Origin of the sequence: Streptomyces sp. NPDC050504 (assembly GCF_044458065.1) — a bacterium.
In the GTDB taxonomy this organism is placed as follows: domain Bacteria; phylum Actinomycetota; class Actinomycetes; order Streptomycetales; family Streptomycetaceae; genus Streptomyces.
This window is the reverse complement of the sequence record NZ_JBITHO010000010.1, coordinates 186,946-204,351: the sequence shown is the minus strand read 5'-3', so window position 1 is coordinate 204,351 and position 17,406 is coordinate 186,946. Positions and strand designations below refer to the sequence as shown.

Here is a 17,406-nt window from a genome sequence, read left to right as displayed (position 1 = left end):
AGGCAAACCCACACGCCCCAGCGTACGCCGAATGGCGGCCCCCTATGCTCGGCCTCGTGGAAAACCACTCGTTGCCGCGCACAGCAGCCTTCTTTGACCTGGACAAGACGGTCATTGCGAAGTCATCGACGCTGACCTTCAGCAAGTCCTTCTACCAAGGCGGCCTGATCAACCGCCGCGCCGTACTGCGCACCGCCTACATCCAGTTCATCTTCCTCGCGGGCGGTGCCGACCACGATCAGATGGAGCGGATGCGCGAATACCTCTCCGCGCTCTGCAAGGGATGGAACGTCCAGCAGGTCAGGGAGATCGTCGCCGAGACCCTGCACGACCTGATCGACCCGATCATCTACGACGAGGCCGCCTCCCTCATCGAGGAGCACCACACCGCGGGACGCGACGTCGTCATCGTCTCCACGTCGGGCGCCGAGGTGGTCGAGCCGATCGGCGAACTGCTCGGCGCGGACCGGGTGGTGGCGACCCGGATGGTCGTCGGCGACGACGGCTGCTTCACCGGGGAAGTCGAGTACTACGCCTACGGGCCGACCAAGGCCGAGGCCGTCAAGGAACTGGCCGCGGCCGAGGGGTACGACCTCTCCCGCTGCTACGCCTACAGCGACTCGGCCACCGACCTGCCGATGCTGGAGGCCGTCGGCCACCCCCACGCGGTCAACCCGGACCGCGCGCTGCGCCGCGAGGCAGCCGCTCGCGAGTGGCCGATTCTCGTCTTCAACCGACCGGTGCGGCTGAAGCAGCGGCTGCCGGAGTTCACCATGCCGCCGCGCCCCGCGCTCGTCGCCGCTGCGGCCGTCGGAGCAGCCGCGGCCACGGCCGGACTGGTCTGGTACGCGGCCCGGCGCCGCACCGTGCACCGCGCCGCGGCCAGCGCATCCGCAAGCATTGCCAGGTTTGCCCGTATTTGAAGGCAAAAGTAAAGAAGTGTGCCCAGGGGTTTCCCTTCACCCGGGACAGGAGTACAAAGGACTCAACGGCCCGCGAGACCAGGGACATCCGAGAGGATCACCTTTTAACGCAGAACGGCCCCACGGACCGAAAGCATGGAAGCCGAGCACCCACGCGACGTCGACCCGTCGATTACGGGCCAGCCGCACCAGGTGACGGGCGAAGTACCCGGCCTGATGGGCAACCATCGAGGACGCTTGGTAACCCGGCGGACATGCCAGCGGCGACACCAGAGCAGGACGGTGTCGCCGCAACTTTTTTGCCCCGCCACCGCACTTCAACAAGTAGCGGAGCCCAACCAGGCAGCGGGGCAGTCACGAACGGCCCCACACCCAGCGTTCCGCGCCTCGGCGCCCCAGCGGCCGTTCGCTCCTTTACACCTACACACTGCTCTCGTGCGCGGGCGCTTTATTACGCAGCGCCTCGCTGAAGCGCCTCGCAGACCGCCGTCGACTCGCGCACCCCGAGCTCGACCGCGCGACCGCAGTGCGCGATCCACGCCGCCACGCCGTCCGGCGTCCCGGACAAATAACCGTCGAGGGCCGCGACGTACGCCGCCCGCCCCAGCTCCGCGTGCCCCACCTCGGCCGGGCAGATCGCCTTGGGGTCGAGACCGCTGCCGATCAGCACGATGCGCTCGGCAGCGCGCGCCACCACCCCGTTGTACGAAGTGAAGGGCCGCAGCGCGAGCAGTTCGCCGTGCACCACGGCGGCCGTCACCAGCGCCGGGGCCGACGAGCCCGCGATGATCAGCCGCGAAAGACCCTCCAGCCGCCCCGCGACCTCCTCCGCGTCCGGCAGCGCCGCCTCGATGAGGGCATCACCGGAAAAGTCCACGCCCTCGCCGGCCACCCGGGGCCGCCCAACCGCGTCCGCCATCCCGCCCGCCACCGAACCCGCGGCCGCGCCCGACGCCTCACCCGAAACCGCGCCCGATCCGACCCCCACACCCGCACCCGCACCCGCACCCGCGACCAGCCCGGCCCCCGGCTCCGCCGCCGCGACCAGGTGCAGCCTGGCCAGCACCCGCAGCGGCGACTGCCGCCAGATGCTCAGCAACTGCCCGGCCTCCGCGGTCAGCCTGAGCGCCGCGCCAACGGTGCGCGACTCGGCGTCGGCGCCGAAGTCGCTGCGCCGCCGGACCTCCTCCAGCGCCCAGTCCGCCCCGGACAACGCCGCACTGCCGCGCGCCCCGCGCAGCGCGGCCTCGGAGGTGACCGCGGTGCTGCGGCGCCGCATCACACGGTGCCCGTAGACCCGGTCGACCGCCTTGCGCACGGAGTTCACGGCATCGGGCACACCGGCCAGCGTGCCCAGCGCGACGAGCGGATCAGAGTTCCCAGCGGGGTTCGTACTCATAAGTAAGGAGGCTACGCGCCCACCACCCCCGCCCCACCTTGGAGTGGTCTTCTTCACGAAGCCAGACAGCCCACCGCGACCACTCCACTACGCTACGTGAACATGAAGATCGCTTTCGTAGGGAAGGGCGGCAGCGGCAAGACCACGCTGTCCTCGCTCTTCATCCGTCACCTCGCCGCCAATGAGGCCCATGTCGTCGCGATCGACGCCGACATCAACCAGCACCTGGGGGCCGCTCTCGGCCTGACCGAGTCCGAGGCGGCCGCGCTGCCCGCGATGGGGGCCCAGCTGCCCCTCATCAAGGAGTACCTGCGCGGCACGAACCCCCGGATCGCCTCCGCCGAGACGATGATCAAGACGACCCCGCCCGGCGGAGGATCGCGACTGCTGCGAATCCGCGAGGACAACCCGGTGTACGAGGCGTGCGCCCGCCCGGTCGTGCTCGACGACGGGGACGTCCGGCTGATGGCCACGGGCCCGTTCAACGAATCCGACCTGGGCGTCGCCTGCTACCACTCCAAGGTCGGCGCGGTGGAGCTGTGCCTGAACCACCTGGTCGACGGGGTCGACGAGTACGTGGTCGTCGACATGACGGCGGGCTCCGACTCGTTCGCCTCGGGGATGTTCACCCGCTTCGACATGACGTTCCTGGTGGCCGAGCCGACCCGCAAGGGAGTCTCCGTCTACCGCCAGTACAAGGAGTACGCGCGGGACTTCGGCGTCGCGCTGAAGGTCGTCGGCAACAAGGTGCGCGACGCGGACGACCTCGCGTTCCTGCGCGACGAGGTGGGCGACGACCTGCTCGTCACGGTCGGGCACTCCGACTGGGTGCGCTCGATGGAGAAGGGGCGCCCGCCGCGCTTCGAACTCCTGGAGGCGGAGAACCGCATGGCCCTCCAGCGGCTCCAGGACGCCGCGGACGACTCGTACGCGCTCCGGGACTGGGAGCGCTACACGCGCCAGATGGTCCACTTCCACCTGAAGAACGCGCAGAGCTGGGGCAACGAGAAGACGGGCGCCGACCTGGCTGCCCAGGTCGACCCCGCCTTCGTGCTCAGCGAGCGGCCGCTCGACACGGCCACCGCGTAAGCGGTCCTACGGGGCGACCGCCGTCACCCCTTCGTCTCGGCGCGAGCAGGGGCGGCGCCCTTCGCGGGCGCGGCCCCCTTGCCCGGGACGGGCGCGGGCGCGGCGGTCAGGAAAGCGGGCCAGCCGCCCTTGGGCGCCTCGCCGACCTTGAGGTTCCGCAGCCGCTCCAGCACCGCCGGGTCCTGGGCGTCCAGCCAGTCGGCGAGCTGCCGGAAGGAGACGCAGCGCACGTCGCGCTGGGTGCAGACCTTGGCGACGGTCTCCTCGACGGCGCGCATGTAGGTGCCGCCGTTCCAGGACTCGAAGTGGTTGCCGATGATCAGCGGCGCCCTGTTGCCCTGGTACGCGCGGTCGAACGCCTGGAGCAGGCCGTCGCGCATCTGGTTGCCCCAGTAGTCGTGCTTGCCCGGGTCGCCCTGGGTGGTGCCGGACTGGTTGACCAGGAAGTTGTAGTCCATGGACAGGGTCTCGAAGGCCCGGCCCGGCATGGGCACCAGCTGGAGCGGGAGGTCCCACAGGCCCTCCTTCTTGCCCGGCCAGACCTGGTTGCCGACACCGCTGGTGTCGTACCGGAAGCCGAGCGTCTTCGCGGCCCGCATCATGTTCTTCTGCCCTTCGAGGCAGGGCGTGCGGGCGCCGACCAGTTCCTTGTCGTAGTCGAAGGGGAGCGGCGGCAGGGCCTTGAGGCTCGGCGCGTTGGTCTTCCAGTTCTTCACGAACGACTTCGCCTGGGCGATCTCGCTCTTCCACTCGTCGACCGACCAGGTGCCGACGCCGCCGTCCTTGCCGCAGAAGTGGCCGTTGAAGTGGGTGCCGATCTCGTTGCCCTCCTGCCAGGCGCCGCGCAGTTCGCGCACGGTGTCCTGGATTCCCCGGGCGTCGTTGAAGCCGATGTCCGAGCGGCCCGCCGAGTGCTGGGGCGGCCGGTAGAGGTCCCGCTTCTCCTCGGGCAGCAGGTAGACGCCGCTGAGGAAGTACGTCATGGTCGCGTCGTACTTCTTGGCGACCTTGCGGAAGTGCGAGAAGAGCTTCTGGCTGTCCTCGCCCGCGCCGTCCCAGGAGAACACCACGAACTGCGGCGGGCGCTGCCCGCGTGCCAGGCGCTGCGGCTCGGCGATGCCGGGCTGGAGTCCGGTGTAAGCGGTCGATCCGTCACCGATGAGGCGCACCGCGCTCTTGGGCGCCGCGGCGGGGGCCGCCTTCTTCGCTCCGTGGGCGCCCTCCTTCCCGCCGGACCCGGCGTCGGAACCGCCGCAGCCGGCGAGCCCGGCGACCAGGGTCGTGGCCATGACGCCCATCGCGATCCTCTTCGTGGCGGCCTTCATCCGCCCACCCTCTTTCCTCGCAGCTCCGCACTCCGCCGACACAGCGCGGTCAAACTCGCACGGTGAGCTGCCGGAGAAACAGCGACAAGCCGTTCGAAAAGCTGCTTATTCACTGGATCGGGTGATTACTTAACCCATTTGACCGTTACGTCCGCCACTCATCTTTACTCTGCATTACGATTCGTTTACCGAGAGTTGATAATCCCGCCGCTGCACGCCGTGACCCACGGCCGCGTCCCCACATTCCGCGACCGCGCTGCCCCGGAGGAGACGGGAACATGTCCGCCTGCGCCCCCACACGTACGGCACGCTCTGGCCGTACGCCCCGCACTTCACGCCTGTCCCGCTTTCAGCGGCCGCACAGCCCGCCGCCCGAGGGCGGCGACCCTTCCGGCCGTCCCGGACGCTTCAACCGCTTCAACCGCTTCAGGCCACACATCGCCGGGGTCGACTTCTCCGCGTCCATCGCCGTCTTCCTGATCGCGCTGCCGCTCTCACTGGGCATCGCGCTCGCCACCGGCGCCCCGCTCCAGGCCGGCCTGGTGGCCGCCGCCGTCGGCGGCATCGTCGCCGGACGCTTCGGCGGCTCCCCGCTCCAGGTCAGCGGGCCCGCCGCCGGGCTCACCGTCGTGACGGCCGACCTGATCCACAAGTTCGGCTGGCGCGCCACCTGCGCCATCACCGTCGGCGCCGGAATCGCCCAACTGGGCCTGGCCGCGCTACGGGTGGCCCGCTCCGCCCTCGCCGTCAGCCCGGCGATCGTGCACGGCATGCTGGCCGGCATCGGCGTCACCATCGCCGCCGCGCAGCTCCACATCGTCCTCGGCGGCACCCCGCAGAGCGAGACCGTGGACAACGTACGCGGGCTGCCCGCCCAACTCGCCGACGTGCACCCCGCCGACCTCGCGGTCAGCGCCCTGACCATCGCCGTCCTGCTGCTGTGGCCGCGTCTGCCCGGACGGTTCGGCAGGGGCGTCCGCAAGGTGCCCGCCGCGCTCGCGGCCGTGGCAGCCGCGACGGCCCTGGCCTCCTTCACCCGGATGCACGTGCCGCACGTCGACCTGCCGTCCTGGAGCAGCCACGCGCTGCCCGCGCTGCCCGAGGGGCCGGTGCTCGGCATCGCGGCGGGGGTGCTCACCATCACGCTGGTGACGAGCGTGCAGTCGCTGCTGTCGGCCGTCGCCGTCGACAAGCTGGCCGCCGCCCGCAAGGACTCCCGCACCGCCGTGCCCCGGTCGGACCTCGACCGCGAACTGGCCGGGCAGGGCGCGGCGAACATCGTGTCGGGCGCGCTCGGCGGGCTGCCCGTCGCGGGAGTGGCCGTGCGCAGCGTCGCCAACGTCTCGGCGGGCGCCGTCAGCCGCAACTCCACGATGCTGCACGGGCTGTGGATCGTGCTCGCCGCACTGTTCCTGGTGCCCGTCCTGGACCTGATCCCGCTGCCCGCGCTCGCCGCGCTGGTGATGGTGGTCGGCTTCCAGATGGTCAACATCACCCACATCCGCAGCGTCACCCGCCACCGCGAAGTCCTGGTGTACGCGGTGACGCTGGCCGGAGTCGTGTTCATCGGGATCCTGGAGGGCGTGGCCCTCGGGATCGCGGTGGCGGTCGCGGTCGCCCTGCACCGGCTGACCAGGACCAGGATCACCCGCGAGGAGCGGGACGGGGTCCAGCTGGTCGTCGCGCGCGGCCAGTTGACCTTCCTCGCGGTGCCCAGGCTCAGCCGGGCGCTGCACCAGATTCCGCAAGGAGCCCACGTCGTAGTCGAATTGGACGGATCGTTCATGGATCACGCCGCGTACGAGTCATTGCAGGACTGGCAGACCTCGCACCTCGCCCGGGGCGGCCGGGTCGAGATCACCGGCAGGGCGGGCGGCCGGGTCGCCGGCCCCGCCTCCGCCTCCCACGCCTGCTGCCGCCCCTGGACCCCCTGGCGCAACCACAGCTGCGGCGAGCCGCACCCCGGAGCCGCGGACGAGCGCGGCGCCCGGACCGCGCCCGCCGAGCGGAGCACCGGGCACCGGCTGGCCAGCGGGCTCAGCGCGTTCCAGCGCAACACGGCCCCGCTGGTGCGCGGCGAGCTCGCCCGGCTCGCCCGCGAGGGGCAGCAGCCCTCCCAGCTGTTCCTGACCTGCGCGGACTCGCGCCTGGTCACCAGCATGATCACGGCCAGCGGTCCGGGCGACCTGTTCACCGTGCGCAACGTGGGGAACCTGGTGCCGCTGCCCGGCGCGGAGAGCCGGGACGACTCGGTGGCGGCGGCGATCGAGTACGCCGTGGACGTGCTCAGGGTCGACTCGATCACCGTCTGCGGACACTCCGGCTGCGGCGCGATGCAGGCCCTGCTCAACAGCAGCCCCGGCGCCCCGCAGACCCCGCTGCGGCGCTGGCTGCGGCACGGGCTGCCGAGCCTGGAGCGGATGGCGAGCAAGCACCACGCCTGGGCGCGGATCTCCGGGCGGCTGCCCGCGGACGCGGTCGAGCAGCTCTGCCTCACCAACGTGGTCCAGCAGTTGGAGCACCTGCGGGCGCACGAGTCGGTGGCCCGCAGGCTCGCGGACGGCACGCTGGAGCTGCACGGGATGTACTTCCACGTGGGCGAGGCGCAGGCGTACCTGCTGACCGGGCACGACCCCGCCGACGAGGTCTTCGACCGGGTCGACGCCTTCGACCGGACCGATGCCTTCAGGCCGAGCGGCGCGGCCGGCTCCTCGGCCCTGGAGGACTCGCGCGCCTGAGGATCCAGGGGCCACGCGCGCCCCCCGAAACAAGGACGCGCACGTCCGGGACCAGGAAGCGCACATCCGGGACCAGTACGCGCGCGCCTCCGGGACCAGGACGCGTGTGCCCGGGAATCGACGTCTGAACCCTCCGCGTCTCCCGTCCGTGAGACCGTATGCCCTTCTGTCCGCCGCCGCGCGGCCGGGAGGGCACGTACACAGGTCTAAACCAATTCCCGGCAAGCTCTTGTCACCCGGGCATCCGCCTGATGAGCTAGGGCCCGGGACACAACGGACACCCTGGGAAAGGGAGATGTCGTGAGCAACGAAAGCCTGGCCAACCTGCTCAAGGAGGAGCGGCGGTTCACGCCGCCCGCCGAGCTGGCCGCGAACGCCAACGTCACGGCGGAGGCGTACGAGCAGGCCAAGGCGGACAGGCTGGGCTTCTGGGCCGAGCAGGCCCGGCGCCTGACCTGGGCCACGGAGCCGACCGAGACGCTCGACTGGTCGAACCCGCCCTTCGCGAAGTGGTTCGCCGACGGCGAGCTCAACGTCGCGTACAACTGCGTCGACCGGCACGTCGAGGCGGGCAACGGGGACCGGGTCGCCATCCACTTCGAGGGCGAGCCCGGCGACAGCCGCGCGATCACCTACGCCGAGCTCAAGGACGAGGTCTCCAAGGCGGCCAACGCCCTGACCGAGCTGGGCGTCCGCAAGGGCGACCGGGTCGCCGTCTACCTGCCGATGATCCCCGAGGCCGCGGTCGCGATGCTGGCCTGCGCCCGCATCGGCGCCGCGCACTCCGTGGTCTTCGGCGGCTTCTCGGCCGACGCGGTGGCCTCCCGCATCCAGGACGCCGACGCCAAGCTCGTCATCACCGCCGACGGCGGCTACCGCCGCGGCAAGCCCTCCGCGCTCAAGCCCGCCATCGACGAGGCCGTCGCCAAGTGCCCGCAGGTCGAGCACGTCCTGGTGGTCCGCCGCACCGGCCAGGACACCGCCTTCACCGAGGGCCGGGACGTCTGGTGGGACGACGTCGTCACCCGCCAGTCCGCCGAGCACACCCCCGAGGCGTTCGACGCGGAGCACCCGCTCTTCATCCTCTACACCTCGGGCACCACGGGTAAGCCGAAGGGCATCCTGCACACCTCGGGCGGCTACCTCACCCAGGCGGCCTACACCCACCACGCCGTCTTCGACCTCAAGCCCGAGACCGACGTCTACTGGTGCACGGCCGACATCGGCTGGGTGACCGGCCACTCGTACATCGTCTACGGCCCGCTGGCCAACGGCGCGACGCAGGTCATGTACGAGGGCACGCCCGACACCCCGCACCAGGGGCGGTTCTGGGAGATCGTGCAGAAGTACGGCGTCACGATCCTCTACACCGCGCCGACCGCGATCCGCACGTTCATGAAGTGGGGCGACGACATCCCCGCCAAGTTCGACCTGTCCAGCCTGCGCGTGCTGGGCTCGGTCGGCGAGCCGATCAACCCCGAGGCGTGGATCTGGTACCGCAAGCACATCGGCGCCGACAAGTGCCCCATCGTGGACACCTGGTGGCAGACCGAGACCGGCGCGATGATGATCTCGCCGCTGCCCGGGGTGACCGCGACCAAGCCGGGCTCGGCCCAGCGGGCGCTCCCCGGCATCTCGGCGACCGTCGTCGACGACGAGGCGGGCGAGGTGCCCAACGGCGGGGGCGGCTACCTGGTGCTGACCGAGCCGTGGCCGTCCATGCTCCGCACGATCTGGGGCGACGACCAGCGGTTCATCGACACGTACTGGTCGCGCTTCGAGGGCAAGTACTTCGCCGGTGACGGCGCGAAGAAGGACGACGACGGCGACATCTGGCTGCTCGGCCGGGTCGACGACGTGATGCTGGTCTCCGGCCACAACATCTCGACCACCGAGGTCGAGTCGGCCCTCGTCTCGCACCCGTCCGTCGCCGAGGCGGCGGTGGTCGGCGCGGCCGACGAGACGACCGGTCAGGCGATCGTCGCCTTCGTCATCCTGCGCGGCACGGCGAACGCCGACGACGAGAACCTCGTCGCCGACCTGCGCAACCACGTGGGCGCCACGCTCGGCCCGATCGCCAAGCCCAAGCGGGTCCTCCCGGTGGCCGAGCTGCCGAAGACCCGCTCCGGCAAGATCATGCGCCGCCTGCTGCGCGACGTCGCGGAGAACCGCGAGCTCGGTGACGTCACGACGCTCACGGACTCCTCCGTCATGGACCTGATCCAGACGAAGCTCCCCAGCGCGGGCAGCGAGGACTAGTACCTCCCCGCTCTCCCCTCCGTACGACCGACAGGGCACCCGGCGCCACCGCGCCGGGTGCCCTTTTCGCACCTAAAGTGAAGATCGCCGGATAGCCCCCCGCGCCCTTGGGCCCCCTTGCGCCGTTAGGTAAAGTAAGGAAAGCGTCAACAGCGCGACAAGAAGCCATAGGTGCGCCGGGAAGTCTGGTCGGCATGTGATTCGTCCTGCCTACCGACCGGAGGTCGCCCCCGTGGCCGCGCCCAGCCCCACCAACCGCAAGCTCCTCGGCCGCCTCTCGCTGCCCGAGCGGACCTACATCGCGGAAGCGCTGCGCACCGAGACCGTCGGCGGCGTGCTGCTGCTGGTCGCCGCCGTCGCCGCCGTCATCTGGGCGAACACCTTCGGCTCCGGCTACGAGTCGGTGCGCGGCTTCCACCTCGGCCCCGCCTCCCTCGGCCTGGACCTGTCGATCCAGCACTGGGCGGCCGACGGCCTCCTCGCGGTCTTCTTCTTCGTCGCGGGTATCGAGCTCAAGCGCGAACTCGTCGCGGGCGACCTCCGCGACCCCAAGGCCGCGGCCCTGCCCGTCATCGCCGCGATCTGCGGCATGGCCGCGCCCGCCGGCGTCTACGCGCTGGTCAACGTCTTCGGCAGCGGCACCATGGACGGCTGGGCCGTCCCCACCGCGACCGACATCGCCTTCGCGCTCGCCGTCCTCGCCGTCATCGGCACCTCGCTGCCGTCCGCGCTGCGCGCCTTCCTGCTCACGCTCGCCGTCGTCGACGACCTCTTCGCGATCCTGATCATCGCGGTCTTCTTCACCAGCGACCTGAACTTCGCCGCGCTCGGCGGCGCCCTCGCCGGACTGGTGCTCTTCTACGTGCTGCTGCGCACCGGAGTCCGCGGCTGGTACGTCTACGTGCCGCTCGGCCTCGCCATCTGGGGCCTGATGTACAACAGCGGCGTCCACGCCACCATCGCGGGCGTCGCCATGGGCCTGATGCTGCGCTGCCACCGCCGCGAGGGCGAGGACCACTCCCCGGGCGAGCACATCGAGCACCTCGTGCGGCCCCTGTCGGCCGGGCTCGCCGTGCCGATGTTCGCGCTGTTCTCGGCGGGCGTCGCCGTCTCCGGGGGCGTACTGGCCGACGTGTTCACCCAGCCGGAGACGCTCGGCGTGGTGCTCGGCCTGGTGCTCGGCAAGGCCTTCGGCATCTTCGGCGGCACGTGGCTCGCGGCCCGCTTCACCCGGGCCGAGCTGAACCCCGAGCTGAACTGGCCCGACGTCTTCGCGGTCGCCTCGCTCGCCGGGATCGGCTTCACCGTCTCGCTGCTCATCGGGGAGCTGGCCTTCGCCGGTGACCCGGTGATGACCGACGAGGTCAAGGCCGCGGTACTGGTCGGCTCGCTGATCGCGGCCGTCTTCGCGACGGTCCTGCTGAAGCTGCGGGTGCGCAAGTACGCCGCTCTCTACGACGCCGAGGAGCGCGACGAGGACCAGGACGGCATCCCGGACGTCTACGAGCAGGACAAGCCGGAGTACCACCTGCGGATGGCCGCGATATACGAGAAGAAGGCCGCCGAGCACCGCCGTCTGGCCGAAGCCGTCGCGAACACCGCGTCGAACACCGCGGGGGCCGCGGCCGCGGCCGGATCCGATGGTCCGGATGCCGGTCAAGTGCCGGGGGCTGCGCGCGGTGGCGGCGGGCGTCCGGCATGATCTGACATCGGATCCGTAAATCGGCAAAAAGAGCAGAGGGAGTCAGGGATGAGCGACCCCGGTCAGAACGTCGGCGCCGCCGATCGGAGCCTCGGCCAGTTGGTCGCGGCCGCGACCGCGGAGGTTTCCGCACTGGTGCACGACGAGATCGCCCTCGCCAAGGTCCAGGTGAAGAACGACGTCAAGCGCGGTGCCATCAGCGGGGCGGGCTTCGCCGCGGCCGGGACGGTGCTCCTCTTCTCGCTGCCGATGCTGAGCTTCGCGCTCGCGTACGGCTTCCGGACGTGGACCGGCTGGAACATGGCGATCTGCTTCCTGCTGTCCTTCGCCGTGAACGTCGTGGTGGCCGGGCTGCTCGCGCTGATCGGCGTCGTCTTCGCCAAGAAGGCGAAGAAGGGCAAGGGCCCGCAGAAGGTCGCCGCTTCGGTCAAGCAGACGGCTGCCGTACTGGGGAGCGTCAAGCCTCATCCCCGGGCAGGACAGGACGCCGCCACGGGTGTGGCACGCTCGACTGCATGACGGTTCCCGACAGCGGCAACACCAGCCCCGTACGGATCGATGGCCCCTGGACCCATCGCGACGTGGCGGCCAACGGCGCGCGGTTCCACATCGCGGAGCAGGGCGAGGGGCCGCTGGTGCTGTTGCTGCACGGCTTCCCGCAGTTCTGGTGGAGCTGGCGGCACCAGATGCAGGCCCTCGCCGACGCCGGGTTCCGGGCCGTCGCCATGGACCTGCGGGGCGTGGGCGGCAGCGACCGCACGCCCCGGGGCTACGACCCCGCCAACCTGGCGCTCGACATCACGGGCGTCGTGCGCTCGCTGGGCGAGCCCGATGCCGCGCTGGTCGGCCACGACCTGGGCGGCTACCTGGCGTGGACGGCCGCCGTGATGCGGCCCAAGCTGGTGCGCCGCCTCGCGGTCTCCTCGATGCCGCACCCCAGGCGCTGGCGCTCGGCGATGCTCTCCGACTTCGCGCAGTCCCGCTCGGGGTCGTACGTCTGGGGCTTCCAGCGGCCGTGGCTGCCCGAGCGCCAGCTGGTCGCGGACGACGCGGCCCTGGTGGGGCGGCTGATCCGGGAGTGGTCGGGGCCCCGCATGCCGGACGCCTTCGACGACGCGACCGTCGACACGTACCGGCGCGCGATGCTGATCCCCTCGACGGCGCACTGCTCGATCGAGCCGTACCGCTGGATGGTGCGCTCGCTGGCGCGGCCCGACGGCATCCAGTTCAACCGCCGCATGAAGCGCCCGGTGCGGGTGCCTACGCTGCACCTGCACGGCTCGCTCGACCCGGCGATGCGCACGCGCAGCGCGGCGGGGTCGGGCGAGTACGTGGAGGCGCCCTACCGCTGGCGGCTCTTCGACGGCCTCGGCCACTTCCCCCACGAAGAGGACCCGGTGGCGTTCTCCGCGGAACTGGTCAACTGGCTCAAGGACCCCGAGCCCGACCGCTGACGGTTCATCAGTGACCGACCGGAACGCTTGTCCTACGAACAGTTAATTGCCACGCGCATAGGCCAATTGGCCGCCTCCGATGCGGTTACCGATGTTGAGGCAGGGGCAGACGTCCGGGTATGGGCTGGACGCACGACTACGGTGACACAGCACGCAACCGCCGCTCGGCCAGGAGCCTGAGCACCTACGGGAGGGGTGACTCCCAGGGGCGGGGTGTCGTGCCGCCCGATCAGGAGCTTCCCGGCATTCCCGGCGTGGGGATCCCCCGGATCCTCCGCCGCCGGGCCCGCTGGGTCTCGGCCCGGCTCCGCCATCCACGCGGCTGACCACCGGCGGGCCCGGCCGGAGCGACCGGACCCGACCGCCCGTCACATCGCGCAGCTCTGACTGTCGACCTCCTGGTTGGCGGTGAGGCCGCGCTCGATGTCCTCGCGGATCTCGTCCACGGTCAGCGCGTACCCGGTGTTCGGGTCGTCGAGGGACTTGGCGAACACCACCCCGTACACCTGGCCGTCGGGCGTCAGCAGCGGGCCGCCGGAGTTGCCCTGGCGGACCGTCGCGTAGAGCGAGTACACGCCCCTGCGCACCGTGCCGCGGTGGTAGATGTCCGGGCCCTTGGCGTTGATCTGGCCGCGCACGCGCGCCGAGCGGACGTCGTACCCGCCGTTCTCCGGGAAGCCCGCGACGATCGCGCTGTCGCCGCTGCGGGCCTCGGTCTCGGTGAAGCGCAGCGCGGGCGCGCGCAGGTCCGGCACGTCCAGGACGGCGATGTCGCGCTCCCAGTCGTAGAGCACGACCGTCGCGTCGTACAGCCGGCCCTTGCCGCCGATCTGTACGGTCGGCTCGTCGACGCCGCCCACCACGTGCGCGTTCGTCATCACGCGCCGCTCGCCGAAGACGAAGCCGGTGCCTTCGAGCACCTTGCCGCAGCCCTGCGCCGTGCCGACGACCTTCACGATGGACTTCTTGGCCGCGGCGGCGACGGGGCTGCCCGCGAGCTTCGGGTCGGGGGCCCTGACCTCCGTGATCGGCTCGTTCGCGAAGGGGCTGAAGACCTGCGGGAAGCCGTTCTGCGCGAGGACCGAGGAGAAGTCGTCGAACCAGGTGTACGCCTGGCTGGGCATCACCCGCGAGACGCCGAGCAGGACCTTGGAGTTGCGGGCCTCCTTGCCCAGGCTCGGCAGCGCCGTCTGCGCCAGGAGCAGGCCGATCAGCCAGGCGACCATCAGCATCGCGAGGACGTTGACCAGCGCGCCGCCGGTCGCGTCCAGGGCGCGCGCGGGCGACCACGTGATGTGTCTGCGGAGTTTGTTGCCCAGATGGGTGGTGAACGCCTGGCCCACCGAGGCGCAGACGATCACGACGACGACGGCGACGATCGCGGCGGTGGTCGAGACGTCGGAGCTGTCGGTGAACCGGTCCCAGACCACCGGGAGGGTGTACACGGCGACGAGACCGCCGCCGAGGAAGCCGATCACCGACAGGATGCCGACGACGAATCCCTGGCGGTAACCGACGATCGCGAACCAGACGGCGGCGACCAGCAACAGGATGTCCAGCACATTCACACGGGTCAGCCTGTCATGCGCGCCAGTCGAGCGGGACCCGCTTGGTGCGGTCCCAAGGTCGTTCCCAGCCCGCGAAGTGCAGGATCCGGTCGATCACGCCGGCCGTGAAGCCCCAGAGCAGCGCCGATTCGACCAGGAAGCCGGGGCCCAGGTGCCCGCTGGGGTGCGCGGCCGTCGTGCGGTTCGCCGGGTCCGTGAGATCCGCCACGGGCACCGTGAACACCCGGGCCGTCTCGGCCTGGTCCACGGCCCGCACCGGGGACGGGGACCGCCACCAGCCGAGGACCGGGGTCACCACGAAGTGGCTCACCGGGATGTACAGCCGGGGCAGCACGCCGAAGAGCTGGACGCCCGCCGGATCGAGCCCGGTCTCCTCCTCGGCCTCGCGCAGCGCGGCGTTGAGCGGGCCCTCGGCCTTCGGGTCGCCGTCCTCGGCGTCCAGGGCGCCGCCGGGGAAGGAGATCTGCCCCGCGTGCGACCTGAGGCTGCCCGCGCGCTCCATGAGCAGCAGCTCGGGGCCGCGCGCGCCCTCCCCGAAGAGGACCAGCACAGCGGACTGGCGGCCCCGGCCGCTCTCGGGCGGCAGGAACCTGCTGAGCTGCTCGGGCCGTACGGTCCCGGCGACCCGTGCGACGGGGTCGAGCCAGCCCGGCAGGCCGTCCGTGGTCACGGGCGGCGCCTGGGCGGCCGTCGGTTCGTATGCGGTGTCACTCGTGTGCGTCATGGGCACCCCCGTCGTTTCACAACGCTCTTGAAGTCCTGGTCGTTCCACGGCGCCCCGGGGCTCCCGGGGCGCCGTCGGGAGCGTGTCAGCGGGCGCCCAGCGGGGCCGCGGGTTCGCCCGGGTAGTCGGGCGGCGGGTTCAGCCGCTGGCCGGGGAGGCCGCCCTTCTCGTACTTCAGCAGCTTCTTCGCCTTCTCCGGGTCCGTCTCGCCCTCGCCGTACGCGGGGCACAGGTGGGTGATCGGGCAGGCGCCGCAGGCGGGCTTGCGGGAGTGGCAGATGCGGCGGCCGTGGAAGACGACGCGGTGCGAGAGCATCGTCCAGTCGGACTTCGGGAAGATCTCCGCGACGACCGCCTCGACCTTGACCGGGTCCTCCTCGTCGGTCCACTTCCAGCGGCGCACGAGCCGCCCGAAGTGGGTGTCCACGGTGATCCCCGGGACTCCGAAGACGTTCCCCAGCACGACGTTGGCCGTCTTCCGGCCCACTCCGGGGAGCGTGACCAGGTCCTCCAGACGGCCCGGGACCTCGCCGCCGAAGTCGTCCCTGAGCGCGGCGGAGAGGCCGAGCAGCGACTTCGCCTTGGCGCGGAAGAAGCCGGTCGGCCTGATCAGCTCCTCCAGCTCCTCGGGGACGGCGGCCGCCATGTCCTCGGGCGTCGGATACGCGGCGAAGAGCGCGGGCGTCGTCTGGTTCACCCGCAGGTCGGTGGTCTGCGCGGAGAGGACCGTGGCGACGAGGAGCTCGAAGGGGTTGGTGAAGTCGAGCTCGGGGTGTGCGTACGGATAGACGTCGGCGAGCTCGCGGTTGATGCGGCGCGCACGGCGGACCATGGCGACGCGGGACTCGGGCTTGGCGGCGGCCTTCTCGGGAGCGGCGGTCTCCTTGACCGTGACCGCTTTCTTGGCCGGAGCGGCCTTCTTGGCCGTGCTCTTGGCCGCGGCCGCCTTCTTGGCCGGAGCCGTCTTCTTCGCCGGAGCCGCCTTCTTGGCCGCGCTCTTCGTCGCCGCCGTCTTCTTGACCGCAGCGCTCTTCTTGGCCGGAGCGGCCTTCTTCGCGGCGCCCCTCGCGGGCGCCGTCACCTTCTTGGCGGGCGCCTTCGCCGCCCTCTTCGACACGCCGCCCGGGGCGCGTTTCACCGGGTTTCCGGGGGCGTCCGCCCCCTGTTCGCCCACAGCGGAATTACCGGATGCCGACACCCGTCCAGCCCCCTTGGCCTGCGCTCTCACCGGCGATTTGGACACCCGTCCAGCCTAGGCCCCACCGCTGACATCCGCCCCGTACACCGACGATCGACCCCCGATCGGCCCCCTGCGTACGAACGGGCGCATTGGTGCGTCAAACTGGTTTGTGATTGATCGCACTGTTTTACCGTCCGGCATCATGGGGACCACGGTCCCCGTTGGGCAGGTCGACAAGGAGAAGATTCGTGGACGACGTTCTGCGGCGCGCCCCGCTCTTCGCGGCGCTCGATGACGAGCAGGCCGCGGAGCTCCGCGCCTCGATGAGTGAGGTGACCCTCGCACGCGGTGACGCGCTCTTCCACGAGGGAGACCCCGGTGACCGGCTGTACGTCGTCACCGAGGGCAAGGTGAAGCTCCACCGCACGTCCCCGGACGGGCGCGAGAACATGCTGGCCGTACTCGGCCCCGGCGAGCTGATCGGCGAGCTGTCGCTCTTCGACCCGGGCCCGCGCACCGCGACCGCGACCGCGCTGACCGAGGTCAAGCTGCTGGGTCTGGGCCACGGCGACCTCCAGCCCTGGCTGAACGCCCGCCCCGAGGTGGCCACGGCCCTGCTGCGCGCCGTCGCCCGCCGACTGCGCAAGACCAACGACCAGATGTCCGACCTGGTCTTCTCCGACGTGCCCGGCCGCGTGGCCCGCGCGCTCCTGGACCTGTCGCGCCGCTTCGGCGTGCAGTCCGAGGAGGGCATCCACGTCGTGCACGACCTCACGCAGGAGGAGCTGGCCCAGCTGGTCGGCGCCTCGCGCGAGACGGTCAACAAGGCCCTCGCGGACTTCGCGCAGCGCGGCTGGCTGCGCCTGGAGGCCCGCGCGGTGATCCTGCTGGACGTGGAGCGCCTCGCGAAGCGCTCGCGCTAGTCGTACGCGGGGAGGGGGGGGGGGGGGGGGCGGGCCCCCCCCCCCCCCCCCCCCCCCCGCCCCCCCCCCCCCCCCCCCCCCACCCCCCCCCCCCCCCCCGGCGCCCCCCCCCCCCCCCCCAC

Annotated in this window: 14 protein-coding genes; 9 read left to right on the top strand and 5 right to left on the bottom strand. The window is 71.3% G+C overall.

What is annotated here, in order from left to right:
* Nucleotides 1-44 precede the first annotated feature (44 nt).
* A complete protein-coding gene (locus tag ACIBNE_RS32910; RefSeq protein WP_399278131.1) occupies nucleotides 45-923 on the top strand; it encodes an HAD-IB family hydrolase in 879 nt (292 codons plus the stop codon).
* Nucleotides 924-1,374: 451 nt separating this feature from the next.
* Here ACIBNE_RS32910 and ACIBNE_RS32905 read toward each other — a convergent pair whose 3' ends face one another.
* Nucleotides 1,375-2,322 carry an oxidoreductase gene (locus tag ACIBNE_RS32905; RefSeq protein ID WP_399278129.1) on the bottom strand — a complete coding sequence of 316 codons (948 nt, stop codon included), beginning with the start codon at nucleotides 2,320-2,322 and terminating at the stop codon, nucleotides 1,375-1,377.
* Nucleotides 2,323-2,424: 102 nt separating this feature from the next.
* Here ACIBNE_RS32905 and ACIBNE_RS32900 point away from each other — a divergent pair, with 102 nt between their 5' ends.
* Nucleotides 2,425-3,411 (top strand): ATP-binding protein, encoded by a 987-nt coding sequence (locus ACIBNE_RS32900; protein ID WP_399278127.1) that lies wholly within the window; start codon nucleotides 2,425-2,427, stop codon nucleotides 3,409-3,411.
* A gap of 23 nt (nucleotides 3,412-3,434) precedes the next feature.
* Here ACIBNE_RS32900 and ACIBNE_RS32895 read toward each other — a convergent pair whose 3' ends face one another.
* Complete coding sequence (locus tag ACIBNE_RS32895) at nucleotides 3,435-4,736, bottom strand: hypothetical protein (protein WP_399278125.1); 1,302 nt, start codon at nucleotides 4,734-4,736, stop codon at nucleotides 3,435-3,437.
* 278 nt (nucleotides 4,737-5,014) lie between these two features.
* On the opposite strand from ACIBNE_RS32895, the gene ACIBNE_RS32890 reads away from it, so the two are divergent.
* The 6 genes from ACIBNE_RS32890 to ACIBNE_RS32865 all read left to right on the top strand — a co-directional run bounded on the left by ACIBNE_RS32890 (nucleotide 5,015) and on the right by ACIBNE_RS32865 (nucleotide 13,215).
* The gene (locus ACIBNE_RS32890; protein WP_399278123.1) at nucleotides 5,015-7,474 is read left to right on the top strand and encodes a SulP family inorganic anion transporter; all 2,460 of its coding nucleotides are present in this window, start codon (nucleotides 5,015-5,017) and stop codon (nucleotides 7,472-7,474) included.
* Between the two features lie 300 nt (nucleotides 7,475-7,774).
* Nucleotides 7,775-9,733: an acetate--CoA ligase gene (gene acs / locus ACIBNE_RS32885; RefSeq protein ID WP_399278121.1), complete on the top strand. Its 1,959-nt coding sequence runs from the start codon at nucleotides 7,775-7,777 to the stop codon at nucleotides 9,731-9,733.
* Nucleotides 9,734-9,965: 232 nt separating this feature from the next.
* Entirely contained in the window at nucleotides 9,966-11,435 is a 1,470-nt protein-coding gene (gene nhaA / locus ACIBNE_RS32880; protein ID WP_399278119.1) for a Na+/H+ antiporter NhaA, read from the top strand.
* A gap of 48 nt (nucleotides 11,436-11,483) precedes the next feature.
* Nucleotides 11,484-11,954, top strand: coding sequence for a phage holin family protein (locus ACIBNE_RS32875; RefSeq protein ID WP_399278117.1), 471 nt, complete (start codon nucleotides 11,484-11,486; stop codon nucleotides 11,952-11,954).
* Entirely contained in the window at nucleotides 11,951-12,889 is a 939-nt protein-coding gene (locus tag ACIBNE_RS32870) for an alpha/beta fold hydrolase (RefSeq protein ID WP_399278115.1), read from the top strand. The genes ACIBNE_RS32875 and ACIBNE_RS32870 overlap by 4 nt, the downstream gene beginning before the upstream one ends.
* Nucleotides 12,890-13,008: 119 nt before the next feature.
* Complete coding sequence (locus ACIBNE_RS32865; RefSeq protein ID WP_399278114.1) at nucleotides 13,009-13,215, top strand: hypothetical protein; 207 nt, start codon at nucleotides 13,009-13,011, stop codon at nucleotides 13,213-13,215.
* A 42-nt stretch (nucleotides 13,216-13,257) separates the two neighbouring features.
* Here ACIBNE_RS32865 and ACIBNE_RS32860 read toward each other — a convergent pair whose 3' ends face one another.
* The 3 genes from ACIBNE_RS32860 to nth form a co-directional block, all read right to left on the bottom strand.
* Nucleotides 13,258-14,457 (bottom strand): MarP family serine protease, encoded by a 1,200-nt coding sequence (locus ACIBNE_RS32860; protein WP_399278112.1) that lies wholly within the window; start codon nucleotides 14,455-14,457, stop codon nucleotides 13,258-13,260.
* A 13-nt stretch (nucleotides 14,458-14,470) separates the two neighbouring features.
* The gene (locus ACIBNE_RS32855) at nucleotides 14,471-15,181 is read right to left on the bottom strand and encodes an NUDIX hydrolase (protein ID WP_399278109.1); all 711 of its coding nucleotides are present in this window, start codon (nucleotides 15,179-15,181) and stop codon (nucleotides 14,471-14,473) included.
* 85 nt (nucleotides 15,182-15,266) lie between these two features.
* A complete protein-coding gene (gene nth, locus ACIBNE_RS32850) occupies nucleotides 15,267-16,319 on the bottom strand; it encodes an endonuclease III (protein ID WP_399278107.1) in 1,053 nt (350 codons plus the stop codon).
* A gap of 290 nt (nucleotides 16,320-16,609) precedes the next feature.
* Between nth and ACIBNE_RS32845 the strand changes: the two genes are divergently transcribed.
* Entirely contained in the window at nucleotides 16,610-17,284 is a 675-nt protein-coding gene (locus tag ACIBNE_RS32845) for a Crp/Fnr family transcriptional regulator (RefSeq protein WP_017947815.1), read from the top strand.
* Nucleotides 17,285-17,406 lie beyond the last annotated feature (122 nt).